Genomic DNA, 16,001 nt, shown 5'->3' with positions numbered 1-16,001 from the left:
CCGGCGCGGGCCGGGCGGCGGTGGCCGCGGCGGGCGCCGCCTGCGCCGGGGTGCCGGGCGCCGGCGTGGCCGTCGCGGTGTTCGCGGGCGTGGCGGGCGCGGGCGCCGCCTGCTGGCGCTGGGTCACGTTGCTCGATTGCTTGCCGATCGAGGTGCCGCCCCCCAGGCGTTTGGCGGCGTTCGCATCCAGCGTGGCGAGGGCCAGGCAGCATGCCAGGATGGCCGTCAGGGTCTTCATGAGTCTCCGTCCTTCTTCTTCACTCGATACCGGTCACTGCGTGCGTGCCTGTCAGCACTTGATGCCGACATGGAGGGCGACCACCCCGCCAGTCAGGTTGTGATAGTCCACGTGGCCGAAGCCGCATTCCTGCATCAGGGACTTGAGCGTGTCCTGGTCCGGGTGCATGCGGATGGATTCCGCCAGGTAGCGGTAGCTGTCGGCGTCGCCGGCCACCATCTGGCCCATGCGCGGGAGCACCTTGAACGAATACCAGTCGTAGACCTTCTCCAGCGGCTTGGCCACCCGGGAAAACTCCAGCACCAGCAGTTTGCCGCCCGGACGCAACACCCGGCACATCTCGCGCAGGGCCTGGTCCTTGTGGGTCATGTTGCGCAGGCCGAAGGCCACGCTCACGCGGTCGAAGGAGGCGTCCGCGAAGGGCAGCTTCTCGGCGTCGCACACGAAGGTGGGCAGCACCAGGCCGGCGTCGACCAGGCGGTCGCGGCCGGTGCGCAGCATCGTCTCGTTGATGTCGGTGTGCACCACCCGGCCCGTGGGGCCGACCTTGCGGGCGAAGGCCATGGAGAGGTCACCGGTGCCGCCGGCGATGTCCAGCACCTGGTGGCCGGGTCGCAGGTCGGCCACCGTGACGGTGAAGGCCTTCCACAGGCGATGCAGGCCGGCCGACATCAGGTCGTTCATCACGTCGTAGCGCGACGCGACGGAGTCGAACACGCCGCGCACGCGGCGCGCCTTGTCTCGCTCGTCGACCTGCTGGAAGCCGAAATGGGTGGTGCTCATGGTCAGGAATCTAAGGGGATTGGATCGCGCGGGGCTGACAGCCCTGCCGTGGGATCAGGAATTCGCCCGGTCAGTGGCCGCAGGACTTGCCCGCCGCCTGCGGCATCGGGTCGTCCCGCGAGCGGCCGGACTGCTGCAGGCGCTGCGCGTACTCCTGCCACAGCCGCTCCTGCTGCGAACCCAGGAAGTAAAGGTAGTCCCAGGTGAAGATGCCGCTGTCATGGCCGTCCGAGAAGGCAGGCTGCACCGCGTAGTTGCCGACCGGCTCGAGGCCGACCAGGGTGACCTCGCGCTTGCCGGTCTGCAGCACCTCCTGCCCCGGGCCGTGGCCCTGGACCTCGGCCGAGGGCGAGTACACCCGCATCAGCTCGAAGGGGATGCGGAAGTCCGCGCCGTCGGAGAAGGCGATCGCCAGCACGCGCGAGGCGCCGTGCACGGTGAGGGAGACGGGCGTGGGGGTATCGGGGGTGAGTCCGGCCATGGGGTGTCAGCGGGAGGCGCCGGGGGCGAGGCGCTGGCGCAGCGCGTCCTCCAGCGCGGGCAGGCGCGCGGCGACTTCGGCGAGGCGCGCGGCCGGGGCGGCCTGGCGCGGCGCGGCCCAGACCGGCGCGGGGAAGTGGGAGTCCCAGTCGTACCGGGCGATCAGGTGCCAGTGCAGGTGCGGCACCATGTTGCCCAGGGCGGCGAGGTTGATCTTGGCGGGGCGCAGGTGCTCGCGCAGGGCCTGCTCGATCGCGGCCACCGCCTCCATGCAGTGCGCCCGGTCGGCGGCCGGCAGGTCGGAGAACTCGGCGACATGGTCGTTCCAGACCAGGCGGTAGAAGCCGGGGAAGCCGGCCTCGTCCGCATGGATCACGCGGAAGCGGCCGGCCCGCAGCACCAGGCGGCCGCCTTCACCCTCGCACAGGGGGCAGGCGGCGGCCATCAGACGAGGACGCGCTCGATGCCGCCCTGGTTGGCGGCCTGCACGTACTGCGGCATCCAGTCGGCCCCCAGGAGCTGGTTGGCCATCTCGATGACGATGTAATCGGCCTCCAGCAGGCCGTTGTCCAGGTCGTTGCCGTAACGCGACAGGCCCTGCAGGCAGCTCGGGCAGCTGGTGAGGACCTTCACGTTGCCCTGGGCCGGCATGCCGGCCATGGAGCGCAGCGCGTCGGCCTCCTTGCGAAGCTGTTCCTCCTTGCGGAAGCGGACCTGCGTGGAAATGTCCGGCCGGTTCACGGCCAGGGTGCCCGACTCGCCGCAGCAGCGCTCGGTCTTGAGCACCTGGTCGCCCACCAGCGCCTTGACGGTCTTCATCGGGTCCTGCTGCTTCATCGGCGTGTGGCAGGGGTCGTGATAGAGGTAGGCGCCCTGGCCATCGAGCTTGTAGCCCTTCTCCATCAGGAATTCGTGGATGTCGACGATGCGGCAGCCGGGGAAGATCTTGTCGAACTCGTAGCCCTGGAGCTGGTCGTAGCAGGTGCCGCAGGACACCACCACCGTCTTGATGTCCAGGTAGTTCAGCGTGTTGGCCACGCGGTGGAACAGCACCCGGTTGTCAGTGATGATCTTCTCGGCCTTGTCGAACTGGCCCGAGCCGCGCTGCGGGTAGCCGCAGCACAGGTAGCCCGGGGGCAGCACGGTCTGCACGCCGGCGTGCCATAGCATGGCCTGCGTGGCCAGGCCCACCTGTGAAAACAGGCGCTCGGAGCCGCAGCCGGGGAAGTAGAACACCGCCTCGGATTCGGTCGTGGTCGCCTTCGGGTCGCGGATGATCGGGACGTAGTTCTTGTCCTCGATGTCCAGGAGCGCGCGCGCCGTCTTCTTCGGCAACCCGCCCGGCAGCTTCTTGTTGATGAAGTGGATCACCTGCTCCTTCACCGGAGGGGTGCCGTGCGTGGCGGGCGGCCTGGCCGCCTGCTTGCGACCGAAGCCGCGCAGCAGGTCGGCGGCGAAGCGCTGCGCCTTGTAGCCCACGTCGACGATGGCGGTGCGGGCCAGCTTGATCGTCTCGGGGTTGGTGGCGTTCAGCATCAGGGCGGCCGCGGCGCCACCGGGTCGGAACGACTTCTTCCCCATCTTGCGCAACAGGTTGCGCATGTTCATCGACACGTCGCCGAAGTCGATCTTCACCGGGCACGGCGTCAGGCACTTGTGGCAGACCGTGCAATGGTCGGCCACGTCCTCGAACTCCTCCCAGTGCTTGATCGACACGCCACGGCGTGTCTGCTCCTCGTACAGGAAGGCCTCCACCAGCAGGGAAGTGGCCAGGATCTTGTTGCGGGGGCTATAGAGCAGGTTGGCGCGCGGCACGTGGGTGGCGCACACCGGCTTGCACTTGCCGCAGCGCAGGCAGTCCTTGACGCTGTCGGCGATGGCGCCGATGTCCGACTGCTGCATGATCAGCGATTCGTGCCCCATCAGGCCGAAGCTGGGCGTGTAGGCATGCGACAGGTCGGCCTGCAGCGTCACGCCCACCGGCGTGGTGATCTGCGTGTCGCGCAGCAGCTTGCCGCGGTTGAAGCGGCCCTCGGGGTCGACGCGGCGCTTGTACTCGGCGAAGGGGGCGATTTCCTCGTCGGTCAGGAACTCGAGCTTGGTGATGCCGATGCCGTGCTCGCCCGAGATCACGCCGTCCAGCGAGCGGGCCAGCACCATGATGCGCTTCACCGCCTCGTGCGCAGCCTGCAGCATCTCGTAGTCGTCGCTGTTGACGGGGATGTTGGTGTGCACGTTGCCGTCACCGGCGTGCATGTGCAGCGCCACCCACACCCGGCCCTTGAGCACGCGCTGGTGGATGGCATTCACCTCCTCCAGGATCGGGCGGAACGCCAGGCCGTTGAACACCTGCTGCAGCGGCGCGCGGACCTGGGTCTTCCAGCTGGCGCGCAGGCTGTGGTCCTGCAGCTGCGGGAACAGGGTGTCGACGCCGTCGAGCCAGCCTTGCCACAGCGCGCGCACCTTCTGCAGCAGCGCCACGGCCTCGCCCACGCGGCCCTCGAGCAGTTCGGCGGCCGGGATCTCGCTGGCGTCGTCGCTCTTGCCCAGGGGCAGGTTGCCGCGCTCGAAGAAGGCCTGGAGCTCGTCGACCAGCTTGAGCTTGTTGCGCAGGCTCAGCTCGATGTTGATCCGCTCGATGCCGTCGGTGTATTCGGCCATGCGAGGCAGCGGGATCACCACGTCTTCGTTGATCTTGAAGGCGTTGGTGTGCTTGCTGATGGCGGCGGTGCGCTTGCGGTCCAGCCAGAACTTCTTGCGCGCCTCGGGGCTGATGGCGATGAAGCCCTCGCCGCTGCGCGAGTTGGCCATGCGCACCACCTCGGAGGTGGCGCGGGCCACGGCGTCGGCGTCATCCCCCACGATGTCCCCGATCAGGACCATCTTGGGCAGCACGGCGCGCTTGGACTTGGTGGTGTAGCCCACCGCCTTGAGGTAACGGTCGTCGAGGTGCTCCAGGCCGGCCAGCAGCGTGCCGCTGCGTTTCTGCTCGGCGAACATGAAGTCCTTGATCTCGACGATGCTGGGGACCGCGTCCTTGGCGTTGCCGAAGAACTCGAGGCAGACCGTGCGGGTATGGGCCGGCATGCGGTGCACCACCCAGCGGGCGCTGGTGATCAGGCCGTCGCAGCCCTCCTTCTGCACGCCGGGCAGGCCGGAGAGGAACTTGTCGGTCACGTCCTTGCCCAGGCCCTCCTTGCGGAAGGTCTTGCCCGGGATCACCAGGGTCTCGGTGCGCGCGGGCTTGCTCCAATCGATCTTCTTCGCGTCGCCCGGGAAGTAGCGCAGCTCGAAGGTCGCGACCTCGGCGTCGTGGATCTTGCCAAGGTTGTGGTCCATGCGAACCACCTCGAGCCACTCGGCCTGGGGCGTGACCATGCGCCAGGAGACCAGGTTGTCCAGGGCCGTGCCCCAGAGCACGGCCTTCTTGCCGCCGGCGTTCATGGCGACGTTGCCGCCCACGCACGAGGCCTCGGCGGAGGTCGGGTCCACCGCGAACACGAAGCCGGCGCGCTCGGCGGCGTCGGCCACGCGCTGCGTGACCACGCCGGCCTCGGTCCACACGGTGGGCACGGGCTGGGCATGGCCGGGGATGGCGACATGCTCGACCTCGGTCATCGCCTCGAGCTTCTCGGTGTTGATCACCGCGCTCTTCCAGGTCAGCGGGATCGCGCCGCCGGTGTAGCCGGTGCCGCCTCCGCGCGGGATGATGGTCAGGCCCAGCTCGAAGCAGCCCTTGACCAGGGCGGCCATCTCGGCCTCGGTGTCGGGGGTGAGCACCACGAAGGGGTACTCGACGCGCCAGTCGGTCGCATCGGTCACGTGGGAAACGCGCGAAAGACCGTCGAACTTGATGTTGTCGCGGGCGGTCAGGCGGCCCAGCACGCGCTGGGCGCGACGGCGCAGGCCGTCGACCTCGTCGAAGCCGCGGCCGAAGGCCTCGACCGCGCGGCGCGCGGACTCGAGCAGTTCGCCCACCAGGGCGTCGCGCGACGCGTCATGGTCCGGCGTGCGGCGCTTCTCGACTTCGCCCAGGCGGTGGTGGAGCGCGTCGACCAGCAGGCGGCGGCGCTGCGGGTTGTCCAGCAGGTCGTCCTGCAGGTAGGGGTTGCGCTGGACCACCCAGATGTCACCCAGCACCTCGTACAGCATGCGGGCGGAGCGGCCGGTGTGGCGCTCCCGGCGCAGCTGGGACAGTACCTCCCACGCACGCTCGCCGAGCAGGCGAATGACGATCTCCCGGTCGGAGAACGAGGTGTAGTTGTACGGAATCTCGCGCAGGCGAGGGGCCTGCTCGTCGGAGGCGGCCAGGAGGTGATTGAGCGTGGTCGGTGCGTTCATCGCATGCGGACAAATCAGCCGAAAGGATGCAGGACCGGCTGACAGGGGATCTTACCCGAGGGAGCCAGCCCTTCCTGCCCGAGGGACAAGGCGGCTTGCGGGCCGCGCGGCCCGGCAGAACAATGGCGCCAGGCCCGCGCCGCGAGTCCGCATGAAATCCTGGCCCTACCCCCTCTGGATCGCCCACCGAGGCGCCGGCCGCCTCGCGCCGGAAAACACCCTGCCCGCTTTCGACACCGGGCTCGCGCACGGCTTTCGGATGTTCGAGTGCGACGTCAAACTTTCTTCCGACGGCGTCGCCTTCCTGCTCCATGACGACACGCTCGATCGCACCACCAGCGGGCGGGGTCCGGCCGGCGCGCTGGACTGGGCGGCGCTGTCGGCGCTCGACGCCGGCGCCTGGCACTCCCCCGCCTTCGCCGGCACCGGCCTGCCGACACTGTCGGCCCTGGCCCGCTGGTGCATCGCGAATGACGCCCTGGTCAACCTCGAGATCAAGCCCTGCCCGGGCACGGCCGCCGCAACCGGCGAGGCGGTGGCCCGCGAGGCCCGGGCCCTGTGGGCGGACGCGGAGGTTCCGCCGCTGCTCACCTCCTTCGACGCCGAGGCGCTCGAGGCCGCGCGCACCGCCGCCCCCGGACTGCCCCGCGGGCTGCTGCTGGAGGCGCTGGCCCCGGGCTGGCTCCATGCGGCCCGGGACCTGGGCTGCGTCGCCGTGGTCGCCCACCACCCGCTGTGGACACCCGCCATGGCCGCCGACGTCCACGCCGCCGGCCTGCGCTGCCTGGCCTACACCGTGAATGACGCCGCCGAGGCCGCCCGCCTGCTGGAGATGCGGCTCGACGGGCTCATCACCGACCGGGTCGACCTGTTCGACACCGACTGGGTGCAGCGCCGGGCCGCCCCAGCCGAATAAAATCAGCCCCGACCAGACACCGACGGCATCCCCGGATGCCGTCTTTTCTTTTTGACGAAGACCATGAGCGACATCCCGCAGCAACCCGGCCTTTCCAGCCTGTCCAAGTCCTTCGAGCCGGCCGCCCTCGAGGCGCACTGGGGCCCGTTGTGGGAGCAGCGCGGCTACGGCCGGGCCGGCTTCCGCGGCACGGGTGCGGCCGACACCGGCGCCCCCTCGTTCGCCATCCAGCTGCCGCCGCCGAACGTGACCGGCACGCTGCACATGGGCCATGCGTTCAACCAGACCATCATGGACAGCCTCACGCGGTACCACCGCATGAAGGGCTTCAACACGGCCTGGATCCCCGGCACCGACCACGCCGGCATCGCCACGCAGATCGTGGTGGAGCGCCAGCTGCAGCAGCAGGGCGTGAGCCGCCACGACCTGGGCCGCAAGAACTTCGTGGCCAAGGTGTGGGAGTGGAAGGAGCAGTCCGGCAACACCATCACCACCCAGATGCGCCGCATGGGCGACACGGTGGACTGGTCACGCGAGTACTTCACGATGGACGACAAGCTCTCGCGCATCGTGACCGAGACCTTCGTCCAGCTCTATGAGCAGGGCCTCATCTACCGCGGCAAGCGCCTCGTCAACTGGGATCCGGAGCTCAAGACCGCCGTGTCCGACCTCGAGGTCGAAAGCGAGGAGGAAGACGGCTCCCTCTGGCACATCAGCTATCCCCTGGCCAGCGGCCAGGGCGCGCTGACCGTGGCCACCACCCGTCCTGAGACCATGCTGGGCGACGTGGCCGTCATGGTCCACCCCGAAGACGAGCGCTACCAGCACCTGATCGGCCAGCAGGTCACCCTGCCCCTGTGCGACCGCACCATCCCGGTCATCGCCGACGAGTACGTGGACCGCGAGTTCGGCACCGGCGTGGTCAAGGTCACCCCGGCGCACGACACCAACGACTACGCCGTCGGCCAGCGCCAGGGCCTGCCGATGATCAACGTGCTCACGCTCGACGCCAAGATCAACGAGAACGGCCCCGCCAAATACCAGGGCCTGGACCGCTTCGCGGCGCGCAAGCAGATCGTCGCCGACCTGGAGGCCCTGGGCCTGCTGGTCGAGGTCAAGAAGCACAAGCTGATGGTCCCGCGCTGCGCCCGCACCGGGCAGATCGTCGAGCCCATGCTCACGGACCAGTGGTTCGTCGCCATGAGCAAGGTCAGCGACAAGGACCCCACCGGCAAGTCCATCGCCCAGAAGGCCATCGACGCGGTCGAATCTGGCCAGGTCCGCTTCGTGCCCGAGAACTGGGTCAACACCTACAACCAGTGGATGAACAACATCCAGGACTGGTGCATTTCGCGCCAGCTGTGGTGGGGCCACCAGATCCCGGCCTGGTACGACGAGGACGGCAAGGTCTACGTCGCCCGCGATGAGGCCGAGGCCCAGGCCCAGGCGCCCGGCAAGACGCTGCGCCGAGACGAGGACGTGCTCGACACCTGGTACTCCTCGGCCCTGGTTCCCTTCTCCACCCTCGGCTGGCCGGAGAAGACGCAGGACATGGACCTGTACCTGCCGTCCACCGTGCTGGTCACGGGCTACGACATCATCTTCTTCTGGGTCGCCCGGATGATCATGATGACGACGCACTTCACCGGCCGGGTGCCGTTCCGTCACGTCTACATCCACGGCCTGGTGCGCGACGCGCAGGGCAAGAAGATGTCCAAGTCCGAGGGCAACGTGCTCGACCCGGTGGACCTGATCGACGGCATCTCGCTGGCCCCGCTCCTGGACAAGCGCACCACCGGCCTGCGCAAGCCCGAGACCGCGCCGCAGGTGCGCAAGCTCACCGAGAAGGAATTCCCCGAGGGCATCCCGGCCTACGGCGCCGATGCCCTGCGCTTCACCTTTGCCTCGCTCGCCTCGCTGGGCCGCAGCATCAACTTCGACTCCAAGCGCTGCGAGGGCTACCGCAACTTCTGCAACAAGCTCTGGAACGCCACCCGCTTCGTCCTCATGAACTGCGAGGGCCAGGACCTGGCCGAGGAAGGCGCGACCCGGACCGCCGCGGACCGCTGGATCGTCTCGCTGCTGCAGCAGGTCGAGGCCGAGGTCGCCAAGGGCTTCGACGAGTACCGCCTGGACAATGTCGCCAACGCCATCTACCAGTTCGTCTGGGACGAGTACTGCGACTGGTACCTGGAGATCGCCAAGGTCCAGATCCAGACCGGTGACGATGCCCAGAAGCGCGGCACCCGCCGCACCCTGATCCGCGTGCTCGAAGCGATCCTGCGCCTGGCCCACCCGGTCATCCCCTTCATCACCGAGTCGCTGTGGCAGGTGGTCGCCCCCGTGGCCGGCAAGGGCGGCGACTCCGTCGCCGTCGCACCCTACCCGCAGTCGCAGCCCGAGTTCATCGACGCCGCCGCCATCGCCTGGATGGGACGCCTCAAGCAGGTCGTCGATGCCTGCCGCAACCTGCGCGGCGAGATGAATGTCTCGCCCTCCACCCGCCTGCCGCTGTACGCCGTCGGCGACGCCGCCTTCCTGCGCGAGGCCGCCCCGGTGCTGCAGGCCCTGGCCAAGCTCAGCGAGGTCAAGGTCTTCGACGACGAGGCCGCCTGGGCCGCGGCCGCCCAGGCTGCGCCGGTGGCCGTGGTGGGCGATGCCCGCCTGTGCCTGTTCATGGAGATCGACGTCGCCGCCGAGAAGGCCCGCCTGGCCAAGGAAGCCGCCCGCCTCGAGGGCGAGCTGGCCAAGGCGAACGGCAAGCTCGCCAACGAGTCCTTCGTCGCCAAGGCGCCGCCCGCGGTCATCGAGCAGGAGCGCCTGCGCATCGCCCAGTTCAGCGCCACGCTGGCCCGGGTGCGCGAGCAACTGCAGCGCCTGGGTGCCTGAAGCCGGGGCCGGCTGGATGCCGCGGCATCCGGCCGTTAAGATGACCCGCGGCAGGTGTCCCCGTCCGACAGCAGCTCGCGCCTGAGGCAGACGCCCCCGGCCGGCTCCGGCCGGGACATTCAGGCGAACCCACCGATCCCCACGAACGCAGTCGATGAAGCCCTCCAGCACGCTCCAGAAGGCCGTCTTTCCCGTCGCCGGGCTCGGCACGCGTTTCCTGCCGGCCACCAAGGCCCAGCCCAAGGAAATGCTGCCCATCGTCGACAAGCCCCTGATCCAGTACGCCGTGGAAGAGGCCTACGAGGCGGGCATCCGGCACATGGTTTTCGTCACCGGCCGCAGCAAGCGCGCCATCGAGGACCATTTCGACACCGCCTACGAACTCGAGACCGAACTCGAAGCCGCCGGCAAGGACCAGCTTCTGGAGCTCGTGCGCTCCATCAAGCCCGAGGACATGGACTGCTCCTATGTGCGCCAGTCCCGCATGCTCGGCCTCGGACACGCCGTCCTGTGCGCGCAGCCCCTGGTGGGCAACGAACCCTTCGCCGTCCTCCTGGCGGACGACCTCATGATCGGGCCCGAGGGCGGCCGCGGCGTGCTCTCGCAGATGGCACAGAAGTTCAGGGAAGTCGGGACCTCGCTCCTGGCCGTCCAGGAAGTTCCGCTGGCGCATGTGCGCCGCTACGGCATCGCGGCCGGCGAGCCGGCTGGCGACGGCCTGCTGCGCGTGCGGCGCCTCGTGGAGAAGCCGCTCCCCGAGGACGCGCCGTCACGCCTGGGCGTGGCCGGCCGCTACATCCTCACGCCGGCCGTGTTCGACCACATCCGCCAGCAACCGAAGGGGGCCGGGGGCGAAATCCAGCTCACCGACGGCATCGCCCGCCTCATCGACACGGAGGGCGTCCATGCCTTCCAGTACCAAGGCAAGCGCTACGACTGCGGCAGCAAGCAGGGCTTCCTCGAAGCCACCGTGGAACTGGCGCTCAAGCACCCCGAGGTGGGGCAGGAATTCAGGCAGTACCTGAGAAGCCAGATCTGCTGAGGCCTGGCCAGGCCATCCGCCTCAGCGGCGGCGCAGCACGTGGATGTATTCGCTGCCGAACGTGCTCTGTTCGACCAGCTCATTGCCGGTCTGGCGGGCAAAGGCCTGGAAGTCCCGGACGGACCCGGCGTCGGTCGCCACCACCTTCAGCAGCTGGCCGGACTCGATCTCGGCGAGCGCCTTCTTCGCCTTGAGAATGGGCAGGGGGCAGTTCAGTCCGCGGGTGTCGATTTCCTTGGCGATGTCCATGGGTGCATCCTTAAGCTGTATCGATTCTAGGCGCTGGCCGGCGGCTCGAGGAAACGCGGCTCGATCCCCCGGCGTCGAAGCCAGTCCGCCAGCGCCAGCCCGGTGCCGGCACGCCAGCAGCGGACCTCGTCGAGCGCGAACCGTCGCCAGTCCACCAGTTCCGGCGACAGGCGCACCTCGCCATGGGCCACGGCGTGGAAGGCAATGATGACTTGGTTCATGCGCTGGAAGTCATACACGCCGATCAGGCTCAGCGCGCTCACCTCGAGCTGCGTTTCCTCCCGGATTTCACGCACGATGCCCGCTTCCGCGGTCTCGCCGGCCTCCATGAAGCCGGTGATCAGCGCATAAGTCTTGCCGGGCCAGGCCGCGTTGCGGGCCAGCAGCACGCCGCCTTCGTACTCGATCACCGCCGCCAGCACCGGCGTCGGGTTGTTCCAATGGGTCCAGCCACAGGCCGGGCAACGCAAACGCTCGCGCGGCCCGCCGTCCTCCTGCGCGGTGATAGGCGCCAGCCGGGCGGCGCACATCAGGCAGAAGCAGGGCGTCGCCGGGGTCATCGCACGTCAGGCGGGGAACACGCCGGTGGACAGGTACCGGTCCCCCCGGTCGCAGACGACGAAGACGATCGTCGCGTTCTCGACCTTCCGGGAGATCTCCTGCGCCACCCACAGGGCGCCAGCCGCCGAGATACCGGCGAAGATGCCCTCCTCGCGGGCCAGGCGGCGGCACATGTCCTCGGCATCGTCCTGGGACACGTACACCAGCTCGTCGACGGTGCTCGGGTCGTAGATCCGCGGCAGGTACTCCTGCGGCCACTTTCGAATGCCGGGGATGCGCGAACCTTCGCTGGGCTGCGCCCCGATGATCCGGATCGCGGGGTTCTTCTCCTTGAGGAAACGCGACACGCCGGTGATGGTTCCGGTCGTTCCCATCGCGCTCACGAAGTGGGTGATGCGGCCCCCGGTCTGTTCCCAGATCTCCGGGCCGGTGGTTTCGTAGTGGATACGCGGGTTGTCGGCGTTGGCGAACTGGTCCAGCACGCGCCCCTTGCCTTCGCGCTGCATGTTCTCGGCCAGGTCGCGGGCGTACTCCATGCCGCCGCTCTTGGGCGTGAGCACGAGCTCGGCGCCGAAGGCCTTCATGGTCTGGGCCCGCTCGATCGACAGGTCCTCCGGCATGATCAGCACCATCCGGTAGCCCTTGATGGCGGCGGCCATGGCGAGGGCGATGCCGGTATTGCCCGAGGTGGCCTCGATCAGGGTATCGCCGGGCTTGATGTCGCCGCGCTCCTCGGCGCGGCGGATCATCGACAGTGCCGGCCGGTCCTTCACCGACCCTGCGGGGTTGTTGCCTTCGAGCTTGCCCAGCACCACGTTGCCCCGCCGCTGGTTCTCCTGCGCGCCGATGCGCTGCAACGCCACCAGCGGCGTCTTGCCGATGGCGTCTTCGATGGTCGGGTACTTCATGCGTGTCACTGTGCCATAATTTTCGACCGCTCCTTCGAGCCTGGCCCGAGTGGTGAAATTGGTAGACGCAGGGGACTCAAAATCCCCCGCCGCAAGGCGTGCCGGTTCGATTCCGGCCTCGGGCACCACGCGATGTACCGCCCTTCCCGGGCGGAACCTTCCTCCGGACATGGTCACGAACTGGCACTGCCGCATTCGCGGCTAGAGTCATTCCAAAATGAACCTCATGTCCATCGCCAAGCCTCTTCCCGCAGCCGGCGGCGCCGAGCTGACCTTGAACACCTTCCGCGAAGTCGCGCGCGAGTGCCCGCCCGGCGCCGTGCTCACGGTGGAAGGCAACCAGCTGACCGTGCTGGGCAAAGGCAGCCTGAGCGGACGCGATGTCGCCATGGTCGGCCCCACCCTGGCGATCCGATCCTTCCGTGCGGTGATCAGCGAAGAAATCAGTCCGTTCGCCAGCCAGACGATCACCTCGCGGCACGGCCTGGCGGATGCCTCCAGCCGCCTCGAAGGGCACGCGGTCGAAGCACTGGTCGCCGAGGCCCAGGCCATACAGCAGCAACGGGACCTGGAGTTGGTGATGCTGGGCGTGGCCGATGCGGACCGGTTCAGGGCGCTCGGCAAACGCCCAACCGACTGACCGACCAGTCAGTCACAGGAAGATAATAAAAAACGTACTACTTTGTTTGACTAATTAAGAACTCTAGGGCATCTTTACTACTCGTCTGTAGTGCCTTGGAGTTGCTGTGATTACCCATCCCACCCAAGCCGAAGCCCGGAGCACCCCCTCCGCAGCCTCCGCGGTTCCCGCCCCTCGCGGCCAGCTCCTGGCGCCGGCGGACGAAGCCCTCTTCCGCAAGCTCGTTCATGACCACAGGCAGCGCCTGTACCGGTTTGTGGTCAAGCACATCGGCTGGGGCACCGATGCCGAAGACATCACCCAGCAAGCATTCGTCGAGGCGGCACACAGCTACTCCACATTCAAGGGTGAGTCTGAGTTGTCCACCTGGCTCTACGGCATTGCCATGAACCTGGTGCGCAACTACCTGTCACGCTCCCCCCACCGTCGCTATGTCTTCGAGGACGACGAAGTTCTCAATGAAACCTCCAGCAACCGGCCAGACCCGTCCGAGCAGCTGGCTCAGACTCAATCCGTCAAGGCCCTGCAGAAGGCCCTCGAGGAACTCCCGTCGGAAATGCGAGATGTGCTCCTGCTCGTGGCACTAGATGAATTGAGCTACGAAGAGGCCGCTGTGATGCTTTCCATCCCGGTAGGCACCGTGCGCAGCCGCGTGTCCCGCGCCCGCGCCTCGCTGCGCAAGCGACTTGCCGGCCAGCACCTCGGCCTGGGCTTCTGACCCCCCGCACGGCCGGCTCCTCCACGAGCCGGCCCCCAACCTCCACTCAGGGGCCGCCGCCCACCTTCAGCGGCGGCATCGAAGTCACCAGCTTCGGGCGGATCATGAACAGCCGCTCACGCTTCTGGATCACACGCGTCTTGTTGGAAAACAGCAGCCCGACCCCCGGGAGGTCCCCCAGCAGCGGCACCTTCTGGTCAGAGTCGACCGCCTGGTCCGAGCTGTAGCCGGCAATCAACAGCGCCTCGTCCTGCTGGACGATCGCCTGGGTGCTCACCACACTGCGCCGCACCGTCGGCAGCGAGTCGACCTGGCGGTCCTGGATCTGTCCGTCCTCGATATCGATCGTCAACTGGATCGACGGCTGTACGCCGTCCACGAGCCGGGGCGTCACGCGCAGGGTGGTTCCGGCGGTGACGGGCGAGACCGTGGCCACGCGCTCCCCCTGCACACGGATGTAGAAGGTCTCCGACAGGTCAAGGAGGGCCCCGATGTTGTCCGTGGTCAAGACCGAAGGGCGGCTCTGGATGCGGGCGTCGCCCCGGTTCTCGAGCAGGCGGATCTGAGCAATCAGGTGATTGCCCACGTCGAACGCCAGCGTGCTCGAATTGAAACTGCCCCCCGACGGCCCACGGACCACCGACAGCGTCCCCGGTGCCGGCGGCCCGATGACGCCGAATCCAGCCGCCGTGTCGCCCCTGCGGCTGGACCAGTTGATCCCGAGCTCACGCGCCCGTTCGGTGTTGATGTCGATGATCATGGCCTCGATCTCTATCAGCGCCGTCGGCACGTCGAGCTGTGCGATGAGCCGCTCGTACATCGGCATCCGCTCGGGAATGTCGTGGATGACCAAGGCGTTCAGGCGGGGGTCTGACTGGATCGAGGCCACGGTCCGCGCGCGCCCGTCCGACGCTCCTCTCGCATTGCCCGCAGCCCCCTGGGCCGGTGCCCCTCCGGCTGGCGCGCCGGCCCGTGACGCCGGTGCCTCAGCGGCAGGACCGGCCGTACCGGACGACGCGCCGACGCCCGCAACTGATTCGGAGGCCACGGTGGACGGCCGCAGCCCCGAGAGCACCGGCAGCGGCGACTCCGTCACGCCCCCCGCTGCGGCGGAAGCGCCCGCGCCTACACCCACCAGGTTGCGCAGCACCGTCGCCAGCCCAGCCTGGCGGACCTGCCGGTCGCGGTACTGGATCAACCGGTCCTCGGACGACGCGTGCCGCAGCCGGAACACCATCACCTGGTGAGCGCTCGCCCCCGGCGGCAACTGACGCAAGGTCGCCTCGATCAGGCCCACGTAAGCTGGAGGCCCGGACACCAGCACGATGCCCTGATCAGGCAGCTCGCCCCACCCGAACCGCGCGTCCAGGACGCCAAGGTCCCCCAGCGCCTGTCGCAGCTGCGCCTGGCTGCCGCTCGGGACGGGCAGGCTGCGGGTCACCGCATCACTCGCGCGGCTGACATGCAGCGTACCGGCATGGGTGAACCAGCTGAAGCCGTAAACGCCACCGAGGCGGGAGATGAACTCGGTGGGGTTGCGCGTCGTGAAGCGGCCATTCACCGTCCCTGCCACGCCGGGCTGCAGGGACAGCGACAGGCTGAACCCCGAGGCGAACTCGCCCAGGACACTCTCGAGGGACACATTGTTGGCGAAATAGCTGTAGGGGGCATCGGGCCATGGCACCGGCCCTGCGTGGGCCGCTCCCGCACAGGCTGCCATCCAGGCCACGATCACGCGGGCGCGCCGCACCGCAACACGAAGCGTCGACCAGCCGGAGACTTTCAGGACATGGAAGTTCATGGTGTCTCCCCTCAGGCGACGCGCCGGGCCGCCCATTCGCTGCACACGTCGCGCCAGAAGGTCAGCAGGTTGAGGAAAGCGCCCAGCTCCTTCTCGAGCCCCTCGACCCCGAGGGTGTTTGGCAGCACCCGCTGGAGTTGGAGGCTGTCGAAGGCCTCCTCTATCACCAAGCCGGCCGCATGGGCGCGCAGCAGCCCGGCCCCTTTGGCGGACAGGCGCAGCAGCAGGTCGTCCGCCATGCCTCGGGGCCATTGCCCCAGGTCGGCCAGCCTCGCGACCAGGGCAATCCGCCCTTCGGATGCGGGCCGCAGTTGCACCCGGTAGCGATCATCGAACTCCAGAACCAGCCGCCCGTCCGGGCGGAAGGCTTCGGGTCCGAGGCCGTTGCGGTCCGCGTAGGCACGCGCCAGCGGATGAATCGTAGTCATCGTCATC

Annotated in this window: 14 protein-coding genes, 1 tRNA gene and 1 pseudogene; 6 read left to right on the top strand and 10 right to left on the bottom strand. The window is 68.4% G+C overall.

All coding sequences use genetic code 11. The annotated features are described in order from the left end of the window. From ACFQZY_RS15065 to ACFQZY_RS15045, 5 genes and pseudogenes are all read right to left on the bottom strand, one after another. Positions 1-238: pseudogene (locus tag ACFQZY_RS15065) on the bottom strand (Tim44 domain-containing protein); the annotation flags it as partial. Between the two features lie 51 nt (positions 239-289). Continuing rightward, complete coding sequence (ubiE, locus tag ACFQZY_RS15060) at positions 290-1,021, bottom strand: bifunctional demethylmenaquinone methyltransferase/2-methoxy-6-polyprenyl-1,4-benzoquinol methylase UbiE (RefSeq protein ID WP_377417255.1); 732 nt, start codon at positions 1,019-1,021, stop codon at positions 290-292. Between the two features lie 70 nt (positions 1,022-1,091). Next, the gene (locus tag ACFQZY_RS15055) at positions 1,092-1,502 is read right to left on the bottom strand and encodes a gamma-butyrobetaine hydroxylase-like domain-containing protein (protein ID WP_377417253.1); all 411 of its coding nucleotides are present in this window, start codon (positions 1,500-1,502) and stop codon (positions 1,092-1,094) included. 6 nt (positions 1,503-1,508) lie between these two features. Next, positions 1,509-1,946, bottom strand: a complete 438-nt coding sequence (locus ACFQZY_RS15050) for an HIT family protein (RefSeq protein ID WP_377417251.1) — start codon at positions 1,944-1,946, stop codon at positions 1,509-1,511. Then, positions 1,946-5,842 (bottom strand): DUF3683 domain-containing protein, encoded by a 3,897-nt coding sequence (locus ACFQZY_RS15045; protein WP_377417249.1) that lies wholly within the window; start codon positions 5,840-5,842, stop codon positions 1,946-1,948. Before ACFQZY_RS15045 ends, ACFQZY_RS15050 begins: the two co-directional genes overlap by 1 nt. Before the next feature lie 151 nt (positions 5,843-5,993). Here ACFQZY_RS15045 and ugpQ point away from each other — a divergent pair, with 151 nt between their 5' ends. From ugpQ to galU, 3 genes are all read left to right on the top strand, one after another. Further along, positions 5,994-6,758, top strand: a complete 765-nt coding sequence (ugpQ, locus tag ACFQZY_RS15040) for a glycerophosphodiester phosphodiesterase (RefSeq protein WP_377417247.1) — start codon at positions 5,994-5,996, stop codon at positions 6,756-6,758. Between the two features lie 63 nt (positions 6,759-6,821). Then, on the top strand, positions 6,822-9,647 hold the full coding sequence (locus ACFQZY_RS15035; protein ID WP_377417245.1) for a valine--tRNA ligase: 2,826 nt from the start codon (positions 6,822-6,824) through the stop codon (positions 9,645-9,647). Positions 9,648-9,801: 154 nt separating this feature from the next. Further along, a complete protein-coding gene (gene galU / locus ACFQZY_RS15030; protein WP_377417243.1) occupies positions 9,802-10,689 on the top strand; it encodes a UTP--glucose-1-phosphate uridylyltransferase GalU in 888 nt (295 codons plus the stop codon). A gap of 21 nt (positions 10,690-10,710) precedes the next feature. Here the strand turns inward: galU and ACFQZY_RS15025 are convergent, their stop codons facing one another. The 3 genes from ACFQZY_RS15025 to cysM are packed head-to-tail and all read right to left on the bottom strand — an operon-like array spanning position 10,711 to position 12,407. Then, positions 10,711-10,938 carry a sulfurtransferase TusA family protein gene (locus ACFQZY_RS15025; RefSeq protein ID WP_377417241.1) on the bottom strand — a complete coding sequence of 76 codons (228 nt, stop codon included), beginning with the start codon at positions 10,936-10,938 and terminating at the stop codon, positions 10,711-10,713. 26 nt (positions 10,939-10,964) lie between these two features. Beyond that, positions 10,965-11,498 carry an NUDIX domain-containing protein gene (locus tag ACFQZY_RS15020; protein WP_377417239.1) on the bottom strand — a complete coding sequence of 178 codons (534 nt, stop codon included), beginning with the start codon at positions 11,496-11,498 and terminating at the stop codon, positions 10,965-10,967. Positions 11,499-11,504: 6 nt separating this feature from the next. Next, positions 11,505-12,407 (bottom strand): cysteine synthase CysM, encoded by a 903-nt coding sequence (gene cysM, locus ACFQZY_RS15015; RefSeq protein ID WP_377417237.1) that lies wholly within the window; start codon positions 12,405-12,407, stop codon positions 11,505-11,507. A gap of 43 nt (positions 12,408-12,450) precedes the next feature. Between cysM and ACFQZY_RS15010 the strand changes: the two genes are divergently transcribed. The 3 genes from ACFQZY_RS15010 to ACFQZY_RS15000 all read left to right on the top strand — a co-directional run bounded on the left by ACFQZY_RS15010 (position 12,451) and on the right by ACFQZY_RS15000 (position 13,765). Further along, positions 12,451-12,535: transfer RNA gene (locus ACFQZY_RS15010), tRNA-Leu, on the top strand. A 98-nt stretch (positions 12,536-12,633) separates the two neighbouring features. Further along, entirely contained in the window at positions 12,634-13,047 is a 414-nt protein-coding gene (locus ACFQZY_RS15005; RefSeq protein WP_377417235.1) for a hypothetical protein, read from the top strand. 187 nt (positions 13,048-13,234) lie between these two features. Then, complete coding sequence (locus tag ACFQZY_RS15000) at positions 13,235-13,765, top strand: RNA polymerase sigma factor (protein ID WP_377417262.1); 531 nt, start codon at positions 13,235-13,237, stop codon at positions 13,763-13,765. A 46-nt stretch (positions 13,766-13,811) separates the two neighbouring features. Here the strand turns inward: ACFQZY_RS15000 and sctC are convergent, their stop codons facing one another. Beyond that, entirely contained in the window at positions 13,812-15,566 is a 1,755-nt protein-coding gene (gene sctC / locus ACFQZY_RS14995) for a type III secretion system outer membrane ring subunit SctC (RefSeq protein ID WP_377417234.1), read from the bottom strand. A gap of 11 nt (positions 15,567-15,577) precedes the next feature. Then, a complete protein-coding gene (locus tag ACFQZY_RS14990; RefSeq protein ID WP_377417232.1) occupies positions 15,578-16,000 on the bottom strand; it encodes a hypothetical protein in 423 nt (140 codons plus the stop codon). Position 16,001 lies beyond the last annotated feature (1 nt).

The organism is Ramlibacter sp. GCM10027632, assembly GCF_042675325.1.
Taxonomy (GTDB): Bacteria; Pseudomonadota; Gammaproteobacteria; order Burkholderiales; family Burkholderiaceae_C; genus Ramlibacter.
This window is presented reverse-complemented; position numbering and strand designations above follow the sequence as displayed.

What these genes read in the sequence shown, in the direction of transcription:
- ubiE (WP_377417255.1), bottom strand. Translation starts at nt 1,021, where the DNA reads ATGAGCACCACCCATTTCGGCTTCCAGCAGGTCGACGAGCGAGACAAG.
- ACFQZY_RS15025 (WP_377417241.1), bottom strand. Translation starts at nt 10,938, where the DNA reads ATGGACATCGCCAAGGAAATCGACACCCGCGGACTGAACTGCCCCCTG.
- cysM (WP_377417237.1), bottom strand. Translation starts at nt 12,407, where the DNA reads ATGAAGTACCCGACCATCGAAGACGCCATCGGCAAGACGCCGCTGGTG.
- ugpQ (WP_377417247.1), top strand. Translation starts at nt 5,994, where the DNA reads ATGAAATCCTGGCCCTACCCCCTCTGGATCGCCCACCGAGGCGCCGGC.
- ACFQZY_RS15020 (WP_377417239.1), bottom strand. Translation starts at nt 11,498, where the DNA reads ATGACCCCGGCGACGCCCTGCTTCTGCCTGATGTGCGCCGCCCGGCTG.
- ACFQZY_RS15005 (WP_377417235.1), top strand. Translation starts at nt 12,634, where the DNA reads ATGTCCATCGCCAAGCCTCTTCCCGCAGCCGGCGGCGCCGAGCTGACC.
- ACFQZY_RS15035 (WP_377417245.1), top strand. Translation starts at nt 6,822, where the DNA reads ATGAGCGACATCCCGCAGCAACCCGGCCTTTCCAGCCTGTCCAAGTCC.
- galU (WP_377417243.1), top strand. Translation starts at nt 9,802, where the DNA reads ATGAAGCCCTCCAGCACGCTCCAGAAGGCCGTCTTTCCCGTCGCCGGG.
- ACFQZY_RS15045 (WP_377417249.1), bottom strand. Translation starts at nt 5,842, where the DNA reads ATGAACGCACCGACCACGCTCAATCACCTCCTGGCCGCCTCCGACGAG.
- ACFQZY_RS15050 (WP_377417251.1), bottom strand. Translation starts at nt 1,946, where the DNA reads ATGGCCGCCGCCTGCCCCCTGTGCGAGGGTGAAGGCGGCCGCCTGGTG.
- ACFQZY_RS14990 (WP_377417232.1), bottom strand. Translation starts at nt 16,000, where the DNA reads ATGACGATGACTACGATTCATCCGCTGGCGCGTGCCTACGCGGACCGC.
- ACFQZY_RS15055 (WP_377417253.1), bottom strand. Translation starts at nt 1,502, where the DNA reads ATGGCCGGACTCACCCCCGATACCCCCACGCCCGTCTCCCTCACCGTG.
- sctC (WP_377417234.1), bottom strand. Translation starts at nt 15,566, where the DNA reads ATGAACTTCCATGTCCTGAAAGTCTCCGGCTGGTCGACGCTTCGTGTT.